This is a genomic window from Pantoea sp. PA1, from assembly GCF_056856975.1.
In genome coordinates, this window is the sequence record NZ_JBXGEE010000001.1 from 1,995,921 (window position 1) to 2,013,210 (window position 17,290).

Annotated in this window: 19 protein-coding genes and 1 tRNA gene; 2 read left to right on the top strand and 18 right to left on the bottom strand. The window is 55.7% G+C overall.

The genetic code is table 11. The features are described from left to right. Positions 1–51: 51 nt before the first annotated feature. The 9 genes from ccmI to ccmA are packed head-to-tail and all read right to left on the bottom strand — an operon-like array spanning position 52 to position 6,999. A complete protein-coding gene (gene ccmI / locus AC1V0D_RS09560) occupies positions 52–1,263 on the bottom strand; it encodes a c-type cytochrome biogenesis protein CcmI (RefSeq protein WP_482907320.1) in 1,212 nt (403 codons plus the stop codon). After that, complete coding sequence (locus tag AC1V0D_RS09565) at positions 1,260–1,715, bottom strand: cytochrome c-type biogenesis protein (RefSeq protein ID WP_181161922.1); 456 nt, start codon at positions 1,713–1,715, stop codon at positions 1,260–1,262. The genes ccmI and AC1V0D_RS09565 overlap by 4 nt, the downstream gene beginning before the upstream one ends. Further along, positions 1,712–2,269 carry a DsbE family thiol:disulfide interchange protein gene (locus AC1V0D_RS09570; protein WP_307743419.1) on the bottom strand — a complete coding sequence of 186 codons (558 nt, stop codon included), beginning with the start codon at positions 2,267–2,269 and terminating at the stop codon, positions 1,712–1,714. Before AC1V0D_RS09570 ends, AC1V0D_RS09565 begins: the two co-directional genes overlap by 4 nt. Then, positions 2,266–4,224: a heme lyase CcmF/NrfE family subunit gene (locus AC1V0D_RS09575; RefSeq protein WP_307743420.1), complete on the bottom strand. Its 1,959-nt coding sequence runs from the start codon at positions 4,222–4,224 to the stop codon at positions 2,266–2,268. Before AC1V0D_RS09575 ends, AC1V0D_RS09570 begins: the two co-directional genes overlap by 4 nt. Beyond that, positions 4,221–4,706: a cytochrome c maturation protein CcmE gene (ccmE, locus tag AC1V0D_RS09580; RefSeq protein ID WP_009088922.1), complete on the bottom strand. Its 486-nt coding sequence runs from the start codon at positions 4,704–4,706 to the stop codon at positions 4,221–4,223. Before ccmE ends, AC1V0D_RS09575 begins: the two co-directional genes overlap by 4 nt. After that, the gene (gene ccmD, locus AC1V0D_RS09585) at positions 4,703–4,936 is read right to left on the bottom strand and encodes a heme exporter protein CcmD (RefSeq protein WP_009088921.1); all 234 of its coding nucleotides are present in this window, start codon (positions 4,934–4,936) and stop codon (positions 4,703–4,705) included. The genes ccmE and ccmD overlap by 4 nt, the downstream gene beginning before the upstream one ends. After that, the gene (locus tag AC1V0D_RS09590) at positions 4,933–5,673 is read right to left on the bottom strand and encodes a heme ABC transporter permease (RefSeq protein ID WP_009088920.1); all 741 of its coding nucleotides are present in this window, start codon (positions 5,671–5,673) and stop codon (positions 4,933–4,935) included. Before AC1V0D_RS09590 ends, ccmD begins: the two co-directional genes overlap by 4 nt. 49 nt (positions 5,674–5,722) lie before the next feature. Then, on the bottom strand, positions 5,723–6,382 hold the full coding sequence (ccmB, locus tag AC1V0D_RS09595) for a heme exporter protein CcmB (protein ID WP_009088919.1): 660 nt from the start codon (positions 6,380–6,382) through the stop codon (positions 5,723–5,725). Beyond that, the gene (gene ccmA, locus AC1V0D_RS09600; RefSeq protein ID WP_009088917.1) at positions 6,382–6,999 is read right to left on the bottom strand and encodes a cytochrome c biogenesis heme-transporting ATPase CcmA; all 618 of its coding nucleotides are present in this window, start codon (positions 6,997–6,999) and stop codon (positions 6,382–6,384) included. Before ccmA ends, ccmB begins: the two co-directional genes overlap by 1 nt. A gap of 242 nt (positions 7,000–7,241) precedes the next feature. Between ccmA and AC1V0D_RS09605 the strand changes: the two genes are divergently transcribed. Both AC1V0D_RS09605 and AC1V0D_RS09610 read left to right on the top strand, forming a co-directional pair. After that, a complete protein-coding gene (locus AC1V0D_RS09605) occupies positions 7,242–8,189 on the top strand; it encodes a formate/nitrite transporter family protein (protein WP_009088915.1) in 948 nt (315 codons plus the stop codon). Between the two features lie 177 nt (positions 8,190–8,366). Beyond that, positions 8,367–8,438: transfer RNA gene (locus tag AC1V0D_RS09610), tRNA-Arg, on the top strand. 258 nt (positions 8,439–8,696) lie between these two features. On the opposite strand, the gene AC1V0D_RS09615 is transcribed toward AC1V0D_RS09610, so the two are convergent. From AC1V0D_RS09615 to AC1V0D_RS09655, 9 genes are all read right to left on the bottom strand, one after another. Beyond that, complete coding sequence (locus AC1V0D_RS09615) at positions 8,697–10,082, bottom strand: VasL domain-containing protein (RefSeq protein ID WP_482907321.1); 1,386 nt, start codon at positions 10,080–10,082, stop codon at positions 8,697–8,699. Positions 10,083–10,198: 116 nt separating this feature from the next. Continuing rightward, on the bottom strand, positions 10,199–10,669 hold the full coding sequence (locus tag AC1V0D_RS09620) for a hypothetical protein (RefSeq protein WP_482907322.1): 471 nt from the start codon (positions 10,667–10,669) through the stop codon (positions 10,199–10,201). 14 nt (positions 10,670–10,683) lie between these two features. Next, entirely contained in the window at positions 10,684–11,139 is a 456-nt protein-coding gene (tssE, locus tag AC1V0D_RS09625; RefSeq protein ID WP_046102306.1) for a type VI secretion system baseplate subunit TssE, read from the bottom strand. After that, positions 11,139–11,684 (bottom strand): type VI secretion system lipoprotein TssJ, encoded by a 546-nt coding sequence (gene tssJ / locus AC1V0D_RS09630; protein WP_312830121.1) that lies wholly within the window; start codon positions 11,682–11,684, stop codon positions 11,139–11,141. The genes tssE and tssJ overlap by 1 nt, the downstream gene beginning before the upstream one ends. Continuing rightward, positions 11,662–12,747 carry a type VI secretion system baseplate subunit TssG gene (gene tssG / locus AC1V0D_RS09635; RefSeq protein WP_482907323.1) on the bottom strand — a complete coding sequence of 362 codons (1,086 nt, stop codon included), beginning with the start codon at positions 12,745–12,747 and terminating at the stop codon, positions 11,662–11,664. Before tssG ends, tssJ begins: the two co-directional genes overlap by 23 nt. After that, positions 12,711–14,465 carry a type VI secretion system baseplate subunit TssF gene (gene tssF, locus AC1V0D_RS09640; RefSeq protein ID WP_482907324.1) on the bottom strand — a complete coding sequence of 585 codons (1,755 nt, stop codon included), beginning with the start codon at positions 14,463–14,465 and terminating at the stop codon, positions 12,711–12,713. The genes tssG and tssF overlap by 37 nt, the downstream gene beginning before the upstream one ends. Before the next feature lie 522 nt (positions 14,466–14,987). Continuing rightward, positions 14,988–15,419, bottom strand: coding sequence for a DUF1240 domain-containing protein (locus tag AC1V0D_RS09645; protein ID WP_482907325.1), 432 nt, complete (start codon positions 15,417–15,419; stop codon positions 14,988–14,990). A gap of 134 nt (positions 15,420–15,553) precedes the next feature. After that, positions 15,554–15,988, bottom strand: a complete 435-nt coding sequence (locus tag AC1V0D_RS09650; RefSeq protein ID WP_482907326.1) for a hypothetical protein — start codon at positions 15,986–15,988, stop codon at positions 15,554–15,556. Then, a complete protein-coding gene (locus AC1V0D_RS09655) occupies positions 15,988–17,262 on the bottom strand; it encodes a PAAR domain-containing protein (protein ID WP_482907327.1) in 1,275 nt (424 codons plus the stop codon). The genes AC1V0D_RS09650 and AC1V0D_RS09655 overlap by 1 nt, the downstream gene beginning before the upstream one ends. Between the last annotated feature and the right edge of the window lie 28 nt (positions 17,263–17,290).

Here is a 17,290-nt window from a genome sequence, read left to right on the forward strand (position 1 = left end):
GAGGCAGCAGGCAATGGCACGCAGCGACCTGAACAGGATCGTTGATGACGTTCAGGGAAGCTGCTGATTAATCTCTACCACGATCGGCTGATGACCATCCCAGGGCGTCACGGCGCTCTCACCCAGCCAGTCACCCGGCTGCGGGGTGGCGCTGCCGTCGCGGGAGATACGCACCCGAACCACGACCTGATGCTGCGCCGACAGCAGGCGATCCGGCATCATGGCATTGCTGTCATCCAGCGTCAGCGACAGCGGGAAGTGGCTCAGCGGCATGCGCTTCACCGCCACCGGCACCGGTGACGTCCCGTCAGAAACCGAAATATACAACACTCCGTCCTGCGGTAACATTTTTTCTGCCTGCGGGGTCAGCCGCACGGTCAGTGCCAGCTGACGGCTCTGCTCTCCGGCATCACTTCTCGCCTGCTCAATGCTGCGGGCGATCATCGCGCGTCGTGAGTCACCGGCAGGCAGCACGTTCAGCAGGGCCTGCCAGGCTTCAATCGCCTGATCGTACTGCTGCTGGCCGTAGGCGTTAAATGCCATCAGGCCAAGCGTACGCGGGTTTTGCGGCTCCGCTTTCAGCAGGGCGCGCAGCAGCAGTGACGCCTGACGGTTATCCTGCGGATCGGGAGAGCGCGTCAGCACCTCTGCATAATCCTGCTTCAGCGTCATATCGTTGGGTGAGAGCTGTAACGCATGCTCAAACGCCTGACTGGCAATATCAGCCTGATTCAGCACCATGCCAAGCCGCCCCAGCATGGTCCAGTCGGCCAGATTATCCGGTTCCGTTTGCAGGGCGGTACGCAATCCGAGCTCTAAACGTGCCAGCTCCTCCATGCTGAGCGGTCTGGCGCCGGGGTCCATCAGCCGCGCACGCAGCGCAGGGTACGCCTGCTGCACCTGCATCCAGCCGGTGTACTGCGTCAGTCCACCGGTTTTCAGATAGGTTCCCAGCGATACCCCAATCAGCACGAGCAGGCCCGGCAGCAGAATCCAGCGGCTGCTGCTGTGGGACGGGAGGCTCTGCGCCGGCGGAATATCGGCCAGCAGCGTCTGCTGTAACTCGCGCTCCATTACTGGGCGCTCAGCAACAACGCCCTGCTCTTCATCCTGCGCCAGCTCATCGATCCGCTGATGGTAAAAGCGCTGATTGAGGCGATCGCGGTCGCCCGGGCTGGCCTGACGCTGCCGCCAGCCTGCGGCCAGGAACAGCGTGCAGGCCGCCAGCAGTAACAGAAAAAGGGTAATCCAGAATGCACTCATGACGGCTTCCTGTCTGACTTCAGTAAGGCATCGAGACGCTGTTGCTCAGCGTCATCCAGCGCACTGTGGGTGTGACGCCGACGGCTGCGCAGAATAATCACCGCGCCACCCAGCAGCACAAACAGCGCCGGGCCAGCCCACAGGATCAGCGTTGACGGGGTCAGCGGTGGCGAATAAGAGACGAAGTTGCCGTAGCGCGCCACCATGTAATCAATGATCTGCTGGCGGCTCTGCCCCTGCTTCATCAGCTCATAAACTTTCAGCCGCATGTCGGCGGCAATCATGGCATTCGAGTCGGCGATGCTGTTGTTCTGACATTTCGGACAGCGCAGTGATGCGGTGAGGTCACGGTATTGCGCCTCCTGAGCCGGAGAGTCAAATTGCAGTGTGTCGATGGTCGCCCACAGATTGATGCTGAACAGCAGGCCACAGACCAGTAACAGCGATCTCATGATCCCGCCTCCGCACTGTATTTCATCCACAACGGTTTCACTTCCTGCTCCCAGACGCGCGCGTTGAGATCGCCGGCGTGGCGATAGCGGATAATCCCTTTACCGTCGATCAGAAAAGTTTCCGGTGCGCCATAGACGCCGAGGTCGAGTCCCAGCATGCCGCTGCCATCGTAGAGACTCAGGGCGTAGGGATTACCCAGCGTGTTCAGCCAGTTAACCGCCTTATGGCGATCGTCTTTATAGTTCAGGCCGACCACCCGAATGCCCTGCTCCGCCAGCGTATTCAGATAGTGATGTTCGGCGCGGCAGGTCGGACACCAGGTTGCCCAGACGTTCAGCAGTATCGGCCTGCCATCGGTCAGCACGCGCTGGTCGTAGATTTTGCCGGGCTGGTCGAGCGCTTCCAGCCGGAACAGTGGCACCGGTTTACCGATCAGCGCCGACTCAAGACGGGTCGGATCGTCGCCATCCGCATTGCGGGTCAGCTGCCACAGCAGCGCCGCTGCCAGCAGCAGAAACAGCACCAGCGGGATAAACAGGATTTTCTTGTTCATGCGCGCTCCTCACGTGCGGCTTTTTTGCGCGAGCGATAGCGGGGATCCCACAGGCAGAACAGGCCCCCCAGCGCCATCAGTACGCCGCCAGCCCAGATCCAGCGGACAAAGGGTTTGTAGTAGATACGCACCGCCCAGCCGCCATCCTCCAGCTCCTCGCCCAGCGCTGCATAGAGATCGCGGCTGAAACCCCCATCAATCGCCGCTTCGGTCATCATGGTTCGGGCCGCGGTATAGAAGCGTTTTTCCGCCTGCAGCGTCGCTTCCGGTTTCCCGTTGCGCGTGACATCGATAATCCCCATGCCCCCGCTGTAGTTAGGCCCCTGCAGGTTCTGCACGCCACGGAAGACAAAGTGATAGTGATGGATGTCCACGCTATCCCCCGCCCGCATCCGCACGTCGCGCTCCACGCTGTACTGCGTGCTGAAGGCGATACCGATCACCGTGACCCCGACGCCAAGGTGGCCCAGCACCATGCCCCAGTGGCTACGGGAGAGGTGACGCAGCCCGGTCAGAAACGGATGGCGATGCGTGGCGCGTTCGTGCAGTTCCAGCAGCGTCAGCACAATGATCCAGAGGGACATCAGTAAGCCCACCACGGTCATCGCCGCAATGCGATCCTGCAGCCACCAGGGAATCATCATCGAACAGGCCAGGGTAACGAGCAGCGCCAGCGCCAGCCGTTTGGCCAGTTTCTGCGGTTCATCGCGACGCCAGCGTACCAGCGGCCCGATCCCCATCAGCAGCGCAAACGGCGCCATCAGCCAGCTGAACATCGTATTGAAGAACGGCTCACCCACCGAAATGCTGCCGAGTCCCAGCTGCTTGTGCACCAGCGGCAACAGCGTGCCAAGCAGTACCACCAGCATGGCCGCAATCAGCAGCACATTGTTGCCCAGCAGAAAGGATTCCCGTGACCAGGTTTCGTTCTGTACCCGGCTCCGCACCTGCCCCCCTTTGATCGCATAGAGCAGCAGCGAACTGCCGATGACAATCACCAGAAACGCGAGGATAAACATGCCGCGCGCCGGATCGGAAGCGAACGAGTGGACCGACACCAGCACGCCGGAGCGCACCAGGAACGTACCGAGCAGGCTGAGTGAAAAGGCGGTGATCGCCAGCAGCACGGTCCAGGCCTTAAAGGTGCCACGCTTTTCGGTGACAGCCAGCGAGTGGATCAGCGCCGTGCCCGCCAGCCACGGCATGAACGAGGCGTTCTCTACCGGATCCCAGAACCACCAGCCGCCCCAGCCCAGTTCGTAATAGGCCCAGGCCGAGCCCAGCACAATGCCGATAGTCAGGAAGACCCAGGCCGCGGTGGTCCAGGGACGCGACCAGCGCGCCCACGCGGTATCGAGCCGTCCGGCCATCAGCGAAGCGATGGCAAACGCAAAGGCCACCGAGAATCCGACATAACCCATATAGAGCAGCGGCGGATGGAAGATCAGGCCGATATCCTGCAGCATCGGGTTCAGGTCGTGCCCGTCTACAGGGAAGTCGGGCAGCGTGCGGGCAAACGGATTCGACGTCAGCAGGATAAACAGCAGGAAGCCGAGATTGATCATCCCCATAACCGCCAGTACGCGCGCCAGCGCGTCCTGTGGCATACCGCGACTGAAGATCGCCACGGCTAAGGTCCAGGTGCTGAGCAGCAACACCCACAGCAGCAGCGATCCCTCATGCGCGCCCCAGGTGGCGGCAATGCGGTAGTAGACCGGCAGCAGGCTGTTGGAGTTGGTGACAACATAGGCCACGGTAAAATCGTTGCAGATAAAAGCCCAGACCAGCAGCATAAAGGCCGCAGCGATGCAGACAAACAGCCCGCAGGCCAGCGGGCGCGCCATCGCCATCAGCCGCGCATCCTGACGAATTGCGCCCCAGAGCGGATAGCTGCTGAGCAGCAGCGCCAGCCCCAGCGCCAGACAAAGCAGAAAAGTCCCGGTTTCCGGCATCATGATGATTTATTTCCCGCCTGATACTGTGACTGCGGGCCGTTGTGATTGCTCTTCATCGCGTCTTCTATCTCCGGCGGCGTATATTTCTCATCGTGTTTGGCCAGCACTTCTCTGGCAACGATCTGGTTACCGTCCGCCAGCACGCCCTGCGCCACGACGCCCTGCCCTTCCCGGAACAGATCCGGCAGGATGCCTTCAAAACTGACGCTGACGACGCCGCGCGCATCATAAAGTTTAAACGTTACCGCCAGGCTGTTCGGGTCCCGGTGCACGCTGCCGGGCATCACCATGCCACCGACGCGCAGCCGCTGGCCCGCCTCCGGCTTCTCATGCGCCTCGCCTTTGCCATAGAGGATTTCACCCGGGGTATAAAACAGATCGATGTTTGAGCGCAGCGCATACATCACCAGCGCGGTGGCCAGGCCCAGGCCAAGCAGAATCGCAACGGCCGCACAGAGGCGATTGCGTCGACGGCTATTCACACACTCTCTCCTGCCGCTTCAGCCGCGGCTTTTCTGGATTTAGCTGCCCGGATGCGACGTTCACGCGCATCACGCTGGCGGATCTCCGCCAGCAGGCGGCGGCGCAGTAACAGGGTATGCAGCGTCAGTCCCGCCAGCGGAAGCAGCGTGCAGGCCACCGCCAGCCAGACGTAAAAGGCGTAGCCGCCCATGGCAAAAAAGGCGTGCCAGGAGGAAAAGGCCGGCGTCATTTCTGCTCTCCCCGTTTTGCGACGTCAAGAGCCCAGGGGCGATGGCGTTCCGTTAACAGAATCAGGTTGCGCAGCCGCATCAGCGTCAGCGTGATAAACAGCAGCAAATAACCGAGGATGGCCCAGCGCAGCGGCGTTCGCATCACCGGCGCAATCGCCTGCTGAAGGATGCCGGACGAGCCCTGATGCAGGGTATTCCACCACTGCACCGAGAAGTGGATGATGGGCAGGTTGACCACGCCGACCAGAATCAGGACGCCGGCGGCCCGGCCTGCGGTGCGGCGGTCATCGAACGCGTGCCAGAGTGCAATCACGCCCATATAGAGGAAAAGTAACACCAGCTCCGAGGTGAGGCGTGCATCCCAGATCCACCAGGTTCCCCACATCGGTTTGCCCCACGCGGAACCGGTGACCAGCGCAATAAAGGTAAAGACCGCGCCCACGGGTGCCATGGCGGCGGCAACCAGATCGGCCATTTTCATCTGCCACACCAGACCGGTAAACGCCGCGACGGCCATGGCGGCATAGATGCCCATCGACCACATGGCAGCGGGCACATGGATATACATGATGCGAAAACTGTCGCCCTGCTGATAGTCAGCGGGAGCAAATCCAAATCCCCAGATCCAGCCCAGCAGTAATGTCGCCACGCCTGCTATCGCAAACCAGGGCACCAGGCGCCCCGAAAGCTGATAGAGCCGTTCGGGCCGGGCCAGCTGATGTAACGCTTTCCACATATCAAATGCTCACATTAACGATAAAAAGGCCGCGTCTTTTAATGCGCGGTTACTGCAACGTAATCCGTAACGCCGCCGCCGTGGCAAACGGCGAGAGCGTGGCGCTGCCTGCCAGCATCGCGCCAAGAATCGCCAGATAGCCCCCCATCGGCAGGCCCTGACTGGCGGCTTCCATCGCAGCACTGGCGAAGATCAACACCGGAATCGCCAGCGGCAACACCAGCAGGCTGAGCAATACCCCACCCCGGCGTAATCCCACCGTCAGCCCGACGCCGATGGCACCGAGAAAACTCAGGGTGGGCGTGCCGAGCAGCAGCGTCAGGGCCATCGCCCGCCAGCCATTGAAATCCAGCGACAGCAGCAGCGCCGCCAGCGGCGACAGGATAATCAGCGGTAGACCGGTGATCAGCCAGTGCGCCACGACTTTGCCGATGACCGTCACCGGCAGCGGCGAAGGCAACAGCAGAAGCTGCTCCAGCGAACCGTCGCTGAAATCGTCGCGAAACAGGCGCTCCAGCGCCAGCAGCGACGCCAGCAGCGCAGCCACCCAGGCGACACCCGGCGCAATGCGCGCCAGCTGCTGCGGATCAGGTCCGATGCCCAGCGGAAACAGGGTAATCACAATCAGGAAAAACCACAGCGGATTGACCACATCAGCGCCGCCGCGAAAGGCGATACGCAATTCACGCTGAATCAGGCGAAACAGCATCAGCTTGCCTCCGCATCGCCAAGGCGAATTTTACGCACCCGCGCGGCCGCAGCGGGTAGATCCTGGTGAGTTGTCAGGATTACGGCGCCCCCGTTATCGGCATGGGCGGCAAATCTGGCCATTAATTTTTCAACCCCCGCTTTGTCGATGGCGGTCAGCGGCTCATCCAGGATCCAGACGCGGGCCTGGCTGAGCCAGAGACGTGCCAGCGCGACGCGACGCTGCTGACCCGCCGACAACCGGCTTACCGGCACCTCTTCGTCACCCGTGAGGTCGACACTGTCAAGCGCAGCAAAGATCTGCGCGTCACTGCAGTCAGGATGGTAGAACCGCAGATTTTCCAGCGGCGTGAGGACGCCTTTGACGCCGGGATGATGGCCCAGATAAAGCATCGCCTGATGCCAGGCGTCGCGCTGCCGCAGGATCGGCTGCTGCTGCCAGCGTATCTCACCCTGCTCAGGACGGCTCAGCCCCGCCAGCAGTCGCAGTAGCGAGGTTTTACCGGCACCGTTGGGGCCTTCAATCTGCACAATGTCACCGGCAGAGACGCGAAATGAGAGCTGCTGAAACAGCGCGCGTTCATCGTATGCACAAGTGAGCGTAATGATTTCCAACATCGAGGGGGGAATCGCACCAGCTAAAAGTGGCCGGGATATTACCACAATGTTGCTAAGGGCCGAAGTCTGAGCCGCTGCTCAGGCGCGCTGTCAGGGGTTTATTCGTGCGGTCTGGCGCTGAGTCTGAATAAAAATGCAGGTATGAAAAAGCTTGTTACGCTTATTCGCATCGCTCGTTACATAATTGGCAAATAAAAAACAGCTACGCTTATTACGCCACAGCACTATCACCAGGAGAAAATATGAAGCCTTCATCAGGTAATGAACAGGGTCCTAACGACGTCGATAGCGAAGAGAAGGACAAGGGCACTGACATCGAAGTCGATGAGGAGGCATTACCCTCCCGCGCCGCGGCGATCCATGAAGAGATCCGTCAGGATGGGGAGAAAGAGCTGGAGCGGGACGGGATGGCCCTGCTCTGGTCAGCCATTGCCGCAGGCCTCTCCATGAGTGCCTCACTGATGGCGAAGGGGATATTCAAGGTCCACCTTGATGGCGTGCCGGGTGCATTTCTGCTGGAAAATCTCGGCTACACCTTTGGCTTTGTCATCGTCATTATGGCGCGCCAGCAGTTATTTACCGAAAACACCGTCACGGCAGTGCTGCCGGTCATGCACAAACCGACCTGGGGTAATGGCGGTCTGCTGTTACGGTTATGGGGTATTGTCCTGCTGGGTAACCTGATCGGTACGGCACTGGGTGCGCTGGCCTTCAACGAGATGCCCATTTTTGACGAGGCGACCCGCCAGGCCTTTACCGACATCAGCATGAAAGTGATGGAGAACTCGCCCGGCTCGATGTTTGCCAACGCCGTCATTTCCGGCTGGATTATCGCCACCATGGTCTGGATGTTCCCCTCTGCGGGCGGGGCCAAACTGGTGGTCATTGTCATGATGACCTGGCTGGTTGCGCTGGGCGATCTGGCGCACATCGTGGTGGGATCGGTAGAGGTGCTCTATCTGGTCTTCAATGGCAGCATCAGCTGGCATGAGTTCCTCTGGCCGTTTGCCCTGCCTACCCTGCTCGGCAACATCACCGGCGGCACCCTGATTTTTGCGCTGATCAGTCACGCACAGATCCGTAATGACATGAGTGAAGCGGCGGTCGCCAAAGCGAAGGCGGAAAAGCGCAGGCAGGAGAAGCGTCGTGAGCGTGAAGAGCGCGGAGAAAAAGAGGAAGGTGCTGAATAACCGTCGTCAGGTAAAAAAGTGCAGCGCAGAAGGATTTGCGCTGCACGTGTTATCTGGCCCCTGCATGAAAAAAGTGGTCTCAAAAGAGAGGCTGAACAGCGACATTGCTGACGTAATGAGCAAACGCGCGGCGACCTGATGAATCTCATCGCCTGTTTCGCTATACTGCGTGCCGCTGTCCCCTTAGTTAAATGGATATAACGAGCCCCTCCTAAGGGCTAGTTGCAGGTTCGATTCCTGCAGGGGACAATATCTGCCCTCCCTTTTACACCTGCCCGCATTACAACACCTGCTTTTTACCGGCGCGATAAATCCTCACTGGTTAACCTGATCAGAGTGCTGTCCATGACGTTTCGTCACGCAACGAGTCTGACCCGGTAATACGATTTCCGGAATGTCTTTCGGGCAGGCATTGAGCAAAGTCTGCAGAACATTCATCCGCGCTGACTGCATCGCGGTCGCCATGCTTATAGCGGACTTAATCACACCGCACTTTCGCGTCTGCGACTACTCTGCGGCATTCTGTTTTATTTCAGCATAGCTGGCTGTTAACTGTTTCAGATGTATCTCCAGCTGCGCGCGGGCTGCGGCAGGCAAAGGCGCACCAGCCGGTTGTTGTGACAATACGCGCAGTTGTTCTTCAGCGGGTATCGATCTGTTAAATGAGTGCATTGCAGTAAAAACGATGGATTTCAGCTCACTCACCGTGATGTATTTGCCTTTCTGCTGATCCAGCCCGTTCAGCCTGTTGCTCAGATTTTTTAGCGTTGTCATTCCCTGATCCCAGCCATTGCGCTGTTCTGGCGATAATACGGCCGCGTTAAGGTTTTGCTGCCACTGATCTGCCAGGGATTTGCCCTGCTCCGGCCACAGCGCCTGAGCCTGCTCTGTAAGTGTCCGGCTGTAGGCGATACTCCAGTCAGGAGGCAATCTGTCCAGTCGGGCCAGCTGCTGCTCCGTTTGTGTAATGAGAGACTGGGGTAGCGGCGGTTGCCGACGTAACCGATCCAGATCTTCCGGCGCAAGCGGTGAAGGTAGCGGTGCCAGCGATGCGGCAAACCGGACCTTCAGGGATTCGGACCGGTTCAGAGAATGCCATGCCCACCCTGCCACCATGCATATCATCAGCATGGCGCACATCCCGGCAGCAAAGAATATCCATCTGTTAACCGGGACGGGCGCAGCGGCCAGCACGTCCACGTTCGGCTGCGGTTCCGATTGCGCGACATATATCCACTTCACTGCCCTGCCCTGAGCATCATCAGACCGGCAACCGGCAGGCTCCTTTGAGGCGGCTGTCGCCTCCTTCATCACGGTGGCAGGCAATACGGTATCTGGCTGAGTGTCCGGCGCGGTGCAGGCCGTGCCATCACTATTTTCCAGCCGGACAGCACTCATGTGCATCTGAGTACGCAACGTATCGAGCTGACTCAGATGCTTAAGCTCCAGACGCTGCAGTACCTCTCCCAGTCCGGTAAGCAGTTGCTCCGCCCGGTAGAGCTGGCTGAGGTCGCTGTAATTTAACGGGAGCGAGCGCATTCGTTGCTGCAAACGCTGACTCAGACTGCTGAGGATTTCCATACGGGCATGGACTGGCTTAGGCCACAGCGCCCCCCACTGATGTCTGACCAGGGCCTCGATTATCGTCAGCCCTTCATTGAGCCCGAATAAGCCAGCCAGTTGCGCACGCGCAAGCGTATACCAGGCTGCCGTTTGCAATTCCACGCCGTTCTGCTCAAACAGTGAAAGGCAGAGCTTTTCGACATACTGCCAGTTCACATCCGGGCGCGCCGGATGTGTCAGCTTACCGAGTTCATCACGCAGGGCGCTGTAATCCGGCAGCGTGCGCGGATCACCGCCGGTTTTGATTTTTCGCGGGGAAGTGTCATTCATGACCAGTTGTCCATTGGGTAGATCTGAAGGGATGAAAGATGTTCGTTTAAATGGCTGGGAGGATTTCAGGCAATTAACAGGTTAAAAAAACACGCACTCTTTTACAGCCTCAGACGCTACTGCAGGAGCGCAATAATCAGGCTAAAAAATGTGCTCTCGTTAAACCCCTCCCCTGAACGGGAGAGATCACCAGACGGAGCAAAGGTCCAGTCGTTCACCGAAACTGATCGCATGAATAGTCGTCCCAATGGCGTCACCTGCTCGCCATCCCTGAAGGTCACCTCCACGCATCCTGTTACGCCCTGACCGTACAGGAATACCGGCACAAACTTTACAGACCGGTTGTCGATATGGAGGGCGATGCTGGCAATCTCAAACGCTCCGCCCCCGACCAGCAGGTCCGTGACGGACACGACCTGCGTTTCAACATGCAGGCCGGTATCTGTCAGCCATATGTCCATCTGCTCCTGAAGCTGTGTCATTCGCAGGCGGAATGCCGCTATGTCAGCCTGCGTTTTACAGGTAAATGAGACCGGGCCACGTTGCCTGTCCTGCAGTTTTTTGAGGAACTGTGATTTTAGAGACATGGTGCTTTCTGGCCTCAGATCCGGGTTGTGGTGTCGAGATAGTGCTGTTGCTTCAGATGCCTCAACAGCACCCGCCCCTCGGGCATAAACTCAGTGCCGTAGCGGACAAGTCCGACGCCTTTCAGCTCTGCATCAATGGCATAGCGCAGTTCGCCGGGCACGTGCTGCTCAAGCAGAACAACGTCTATCTTTTTCAGGCGGGGCTCATATCTGAGCAGCAGCGTCGAAAGCGTGCCCATCAGTTCATGAGCAGTACCTGGCATGCCCTGCAGGATTCGGGTCATATCCGGCAGGCCGTAGTCGGGCAGATGCGCCAGCGTACCGGCACGGCAGTTGAGGATACGCTGCATATTGTCCAGTACGGACAGAATCAGCTGGTTCTCCTCGCTGACCTGATGGAGATCGAGGCCACCAGTGAAGTTGCCCGTCAGCATTTCATACAGCGAAGGCGTATTGTTTCCCTGTGGCATCAGTCATCCCTGAGCGGTTGCAGCGTCAGATGGTTGTTACCGGCTTCAAGAATGCGCGGCTTATCCGGGTCAAGATCTTCGCGCTCAATCACCAGCTTCCAGCTGTTGTTAACCCGGTCCGGGTGGCGGAAGAGCCCAGCCACCGCGACAAACTGTGCATCGGCCTCCATCGGCATATTCAGATCCGCATCACCGCCCGGCTTCAAAACCACATCACGGCTCGCCAGCAGGTCAGCTTTCAGAATGGTCTCCCCCTCTTTCAGCAACTGCTGGTAAACCGTTTTGTCGAAAGTTTTGCGATCTCTCAGCTGCCAGACACGAATAATCACCGGCTCGGACAGCGAATTACTCTCGCGGGAGTCGGTGTTAAGCGCCTCACGGGCAGTGAAATCCAGGTGCAGCACCTTAATCTTTTTGTAGAACACCGCGTTAAATGCTGATTTGGTGCCATCGCTAATGCCCTGCGTCACCCCGCAGCCCGCCAGACTGAATGTCAGCAGGGGTAACAGCCAGCGCGCGGTCTTAGTTAAACTTGTACGTAACACGTCGGTTTCCTTGTTGTGGTGTGGCGGGCTTCATGCCGGTGTAATAGCCCAGTTCTGTCGTAAAAGTCTGCGGGATATCGTCCGGGAGGGCTTCGTCTTCCGCGCCCAGCACGCCATTCATCCCGAGCCAGAAGGGCCCTTCGCCGAGCGGCGGCGCGGCCAGCAGTCGGGTTCGGGTGGTCAGGGTGATTTTTGCCTTAAAACGCCAGCCAAGGTAGACACGCAGCATCACCAGAAAGTCCTGATACAGCAGACCGTCCGGTTTCCAGCCCTGCGACTCCTGTTCGTTTTCGGTGGACAGGGCAATCAGCAGCTGGCTGCTGGCATCCATCGCCTCGTCACCCAGCGGCGTGTTGCCATCCAGCAGAAAATCGTCGTCTCCGTAAAAACCTAATGGCTGACTGATTTCCACCGGACGCAGGCAATATGGGCTGACACTGACGGTGGTATCCGGGGCAAGCAGCGTCACCAGCGCCTGCAATCCCTCCTGCGTTTTTCCCGGCTGGCGAAGTACACCAAGCAGCGCCAGAAAGCGCGATACCGGCGTGGCAATATGCTTCGCCGTCCCGGGAATACCCAGCCCCACCAGGCCAAGCAGCGACTGCGAAATCGCATCAGTACCGCCTAGCTCAAAGGTGGCCGGATACGAGTACTTACGCCAGATGCGATAAAATTGCGTCAGGATGCGGTGGCTGAAGATATCCAGAAAGCCCTGCGGCGCCTCATGCCCTTCCCTGCACTGGGCGATGTCATCAAGATAGGCGGTCGGCAGCGGCGAATCCACGCCATACATGCCCATAAACGTGGTGCGAATGAGCGGTGGTTTGCTGCCATTCTCTTCGTCATACCCGACGGCTTTGAGTTCGCCAGCCGGAAAGCCCATTCCGGGATGCGGCGCAAAACGCACCGGATCGTCAGAAGGATGGCTGGTTGAGCCTATCAGCGGCCTGCCCGGATTCTGCTTCTCCAGTAACTGGCAGAAACGGTAAAAGTTTATCCGGTTAAGGTCAGCCTCCAGTCGTGGGGTCAGCCGGGAATACGGCGGTTGTGCTTCTCTTTCCATTCCAGACGCTCTCCGGTCGGTTGCAGGATGATAATCAGGCGGTTGAACAGATAGATATCGGTATACAGCGCGAAGAAGCGACTCAGCATCTCACCAAACAGGCAGATGTCACCGCGCCCGGCAAAGCCGTGGCTGTCGAGCGTCACGTCAATCTGCACGCCGCGCACCAGGTAGCCCTGTTCGAAGCGCTCCGTTTCGCTATGCTTCACGTCGATAATCGCCTCCAGACGACGACGGTTCATCTCACTGTCCGTCCACTCATATAGCGCCAGGGTGCCGCGCAGCACGTCGGCATTATCCATCATCGACAGGAAGCCGCTGCCAAGGTGGCTAAGCACGCGCCAGTGGAAGCGATCCTGATCCGGTGGGTAACAGGGTAATGTCGGTGCACACAGGTTGCGGACGGCAATACTGGCTGAGGTGGTTTTCATCACCGTATCCAGGACGGTGCTTTGTAGCGCGCGGCGTGGTAACTGGCCGTTGGTACCGGTCAGCGTGAGAGACAGGCTTTCATTTTCCGGAACGGTATGGTTATCAAAAGCTTCGCCACCGAGGACAAGCCAGGTGTTATGCAGCCCGGACGGGCCACGTCGCACGCGGGTGTGGTAATAATATTCCGGCGCCTCATGACGCATCATGCCGCCTTTATGGCGGAAGCTTGAGAACGGCACGTAGGTATGCTGGCTTGATGACATCACAGAATCCACCGCGTATATCTCGGTATGGCCATCCTGAACGCGCATCGGGCGCAGCATATATTCGGTCTGCAGGGAGTTGACCGTCAGTGGGTCAGATTCCAGCGGAAACAGGTTGATCACCGGCACACAGTTCAGGCGCAGATGCTTTTCGGTAAAGCTGAAGTCATGCTCCCAGCGCTCCGTCAGCACCACGTCGATTTCAAACCAGGGGAGCTCAGCCGGAAAGACGACAGTTTCCAGCCCACGCAGGCCCGCAAACATGAACTTCTCGCGGAAGGTGAAATACTCCAGCAGCAGCTGATAGCCGCTAAAACTGCTGCTCCCCTTCGGCCACAGGTCGTCATCATCGCCAAAGCCCAGCGCAGCGAAATAGCCGTCCAGCGGTTTTCTGTCCACATCGCCTGGCATGCGCAACCACAGATGCGCCATGTTCATGGTAAAAGCTTCATGCATGGCGCAGGCCAGCGGCGCGTCGGCATTAAAATAGAACGGGATTTGAGTGAGATCGACACGACTCCAGTCGGCAAGGTGGCTGCAGTTAAAGCGCAGGCTGATAACCGAACGTCCGTCAGAGTCAGTCGACAGGCGGGCGTGCTCAAGCGACAGTGGCTGTAGGGTGATCGCTTTGGTGGTGGTGTAGCGGCAACGCGTGCCCTTCTCACCGATCGGCCTTGAGTTCACCTCAAAGCCTTTGACGATTCGCATCGGCTCTTTCATTTCGCGCCAGTCAGGGGTGAATTCCACCACTGACATCGACGGAATGGTGCGCAGGTAATGCGGCCAAAGCAGGCTGACCAGGCCTTCGGTCAGTTCAGGCAGGTCGTCATCGAGCTTCTCCCGCAGGCGGCCCATCAGGAAAGCAAAGCCTTCGAACAGGCGTTCCACAAACGGGTCACGTGCAGCTGCCTTGTCGAGATTGAGCATTGCTGCCTGCTCGGGATGCGCACGGGCAAACTCTTCACCGGCTTCCAGCAGGTAGCGCATTTCAGCGTCATAATAACGCAGGGTTAAATCATCCATATTTATTCTGCTTAGTAAATTGCTGCGTGTTAAACACTGAAGCAGACTCCGGGAGTCTGGCACGAGTAATCATAGAGAAAAGAGAACCATCAATGCTGAGTACAAAGGGACGGTTCTATGGCATATTTTTTTGCCATACCAGGCATCCAACCCGAAGGGATCCCCTGATATTCTGTGTAACCTTTATGCATTAAAGATGCTGTGTATCTTTCTGAAAAGATAGACATTCCCAGGACAGTTAACCCTAAGATGATAAACGTGGTTTTCAGTAATTTCTTACCTGATGCAATGGTTATCTGCTTCCCGGTAAAAATAACGGGAAAAATCATCGCCAATAACGGTGAGAAAAAAAGAAAAATGCGGCAGAAAAAGTTACCCAAATAGAGAAGTTAACGACATCGGGGTAAGCAAGGTATTCTCGCAACTTAAAAATACCGAGATATGAAATCCCGACGGAAATCACCAGGAAGAATACCACCCCGAAAAATGCGATGACTCGTTGTTTAAAAGGATACATTGTATTTACTTGTCACTTACATTGCACAAAGACGAATCACGGACATAACGAGTTGCCGTTCCAGGCATCCATCCTGACGGGATGCCACTACACCGGAGATATCCTTTTTTTACCAGAACTGTTGGGTAAAAAAATGAATACATAACCCCAATAATTACTAAAGCAATACAGACCCATTTTAAATATACCACATACGCATCCATCGTTTTGAATGCATATTCTTTACCTTTTAGTAAAAGCAAAATGAAATATATAAATGGAAATATCATTACCACAGGTAAAGCGATAAAATAAACCGACAACCACGAAAAAACGATGTTATCACCAAACGAAAAATACTCATTAAATGTATCGTTCCCGAGGTAAACACTAAGACTACACAACCCCAGCATGAGCAATATAGCTAAAACAGGCCTCACCTTAGTTTCAAAAATCAATACAAACTCCGCTGAACACTCATTAAATATTTTCTGATATAGCGTTGAGTTTTTCCACAACAACTTCCTTACCGTTTTCAAGAAAATCCCTTTAAGTACATTAAACTCACATTGCCAAATGCACTTCTAAAAAATCACTTATCACAAGTCACAGGAGGCATTACATATTTTGTTGCCATCCCAAAAAACCAAGCATTAGGAGTGGTTTGACAGGCAACATATCCTTTAGCCTCAAGCTTATTTGAAAAATAAACTTTAAATCCAATCTGAAAGGCGACAGTAATAATAAACATCGCAATCATGTATTTGGTTAAATACCTTTGTATTTCAATTGAAACTCTGCGCCCCAAAAAAATAGGCCATAAAGAAAAAAATGCGACAGGAGTCAAGATAAATACAGCAGAAAAACCATAAACAAAAAAAGATGAGAATAATAATTCAGATGGAAATGCAAAATATTTTTCAAGCGTAGTTAAGGAAAGCAACCCACCGCCTAAGATCAGGGGCACATAGAGACACAGCATCCCTAAAAACATTCCAACCCTGCGTTTAAATGGAAAGTCCTGCATTAAAACCACTCCTTTGAGAAATTGTCTAATGATTGTCTAATGTATTTTTTTACCTCGTATTCAACAACCATTTTTCCACGAGTAAGCATACCATCAACATACATTGCTCCCAAATCCCATATGCCTTTCTCCATTTCTTTTGCTTTCTCAACAAATTCCTGCTGCGCCGATTCAATGAGAGAAATGACTTTGTCTGTAATTTTATACTCATCATCTAATTTATTGAGTCCCCATGCGGATAACGCACCAGCAACCAGTACAACAACTATTGGCGCTGCAATTGTTGAGAACACCCCTATAGCATACGCCCCAGCCCCCCAAGTAATCGCTGACGAAATACCAACTTTAACCACATCAACAGCCCACTTTCCTATAAATTTTGCCAACGTAGTCTCATTATTAAAAATAAAGTCTACGGAATCAGCCACTGATACATAAATCAGACCAAAAAGAAAACCTTCTTTTATAGCATTATTCAACCCATATTTCCCTATTCCATATTTGATGATTTTAGGATTTTTTGCAGCGAACACTGGAGCATTTAATATTTTCCGAACTCCTGCATAACCACTTATTTTTATTAGCTCTGTTCCCTTGTGGTTAACATACACAGTTGCAGTTATACCAAGGCTACCTAACTGATATAATACTTTCGAGGTGGAATAAGCATCTTTTATACTTGTGCCATAGTTAACAACAAATTCACCGGGTTTGCTTTGGGAAATAAATGACCACCCTGACTTATAGAATCCCATAGATGTCAAATACTCAAACACCTCCCCCAACGTAAGTAACATGACGTTATTGTTATTCGCATTCAACATTGCCCTCAAATTGCCGTCAGGTAGATCATGTGTATTCCTTAACACAGGATAATCAGGCACAAACCCTGTCGGCTTTTGCTCACCGGTCAGATAACCTGGCAATTCAGGAGAAGTCTGCGTCGGAGCCGCTGTAAAGCCTGCTGCCGATTCTCCAGTGGAAGATCCACTGCTCTTCTCGTACGTATCATCCATCATTGATGGAATAAACTTCGCCTTACAGGGGCAGGAGCTGTAACTGTCGAGAGTGCCAGCCATGCGCCGGCCATGAATGGTATCGTTGTCGATGCCACCGACTATCCTGAAAAGTCCGGCATGTTTACCGCAGGTCACGCTGTCCTGTTCCCGGGCAACCGGTTTATCAAACAGCGTGTGATCCTCTGCGCCCGTGGTGATTTTCCCGCCGCAGGTCGTCTTGTCGCCCTGCACCAGGTAAAAGCCTTCTGCTGCCATATTTTTCCCTTTAGCTGAATTCTGTCCG

Bases quoted from the DNA above. Each gene is read 5' to 3' on its own strand.
- ccmI (WP_482907320.1), bottom strand. From the start codon at position 1,263: ATGAGTGCATTCTGGATTACCCTTTTTCTGTTACTGCTGGCGGCCTGC.
- AC1V0D_RS09565 (WP_181161922.1), bottom strand. From the start codon at position 1,715: ATGAGATCGCTGTTACTGGTCTGTGGCCTGCTGTTCAGCATCAATCTG.
- AC1V0D_RS09570 (WP_307743419.1), bottom strand. From the start codon at position 2,269: ATGAACAAGAAAATCCTGTTTATCCCGCTGGTGCTGTTTCTGCTGCTG.
- AC1V0D_RS09575 (WP_307743420.1), bottom strand. From the start codon at position 4,224: ATGATGCCGGAAACCGGGACTTTTCTGCTTTGTCTGGCGCTGGGGCTG.
- ccmD (WP_009088921.1), bottom strand. From the start codon at position 4,936: ATGACGCCGGCCTTTTCCTCCTGGCACGCCTTTTTTGCCATGGGCGGC.
- AC1V0D_RS09590 (WP_009088920.1), bottom strand. From the start codon at position 5,673: ATGTGGAAAGCGTTACATCAGCTGGCCCGGCCCGAACGGCTCTATCAG.
- ccmB (WP_009088919.1), bottom strand. From the start codon at position 6,382: ATGCTGTTTCGCCTGATTCAGCGTGAATTGCGTATCGCCTTTCGCGGC.
- ccmA (WP_009088917.1), bottom strand. From the start codon at position 6,999: ATGTTGGAAATCATTACGCTCACTTGTGCATACGATGAACGCGCGCTG.
- AC1V0D_RS09605 (WP_009088915.1), top strand. From the start codon at position 7,242: ATGAAGCCTTCATCAGGTAATGAACAGGGTCCTAACGACGTCGATAGC.
- AC1V0D_RS09615 (WP_482907321.1), bottom strand. From the start codon at position 10,082: ATGAATGACACTTCCCCGCGAAAAATCAAAACCGGCGGTGATCCGCGC.
- AC1V0D_RS09620 (WP_482907322.1), bottom strand. From the start codon at position 10,669: ATGTCTCTAAAATCACAGTTCCTCAAAAAACTGCAGGACAGGCAACGT.
- tssE (WP_046102306.1), bottom strand. From the start codon at position 11,139: ATGCCACAGGGAAACAATACGCCTTCGCTGTATGAAATGCTGACGGGC.
- tssG (WP_482907323.1), bottom strand. From the start codon at position 12,747: ATGGAAAGAGAAGCACAACCGCCGTATTCCCGGCTGACCCCACGACTG.
- tssF (WP_482907324.1), bottom strand. From the start codon at position 14,465: ATGGATGATTTAACCCTGCGTTATTATGACGCTGAAATGCGCTACCTG.
- AC1V0D_RS09650 (WP_482907326.1), bottom strand. From the start codon at position 15,988: ATGCAGGACTTTCCATTTAAACGCAGGGTTGGAATGTTTTTAGGGATG.
- AC1V0D_RS09655 (WP_482907327.1), bottom strand. From the start codon at position 17,262: ATGGCAGCAGAAGGCTTTTACCTGGTGCAGGGCGACAAGACGACCTGC.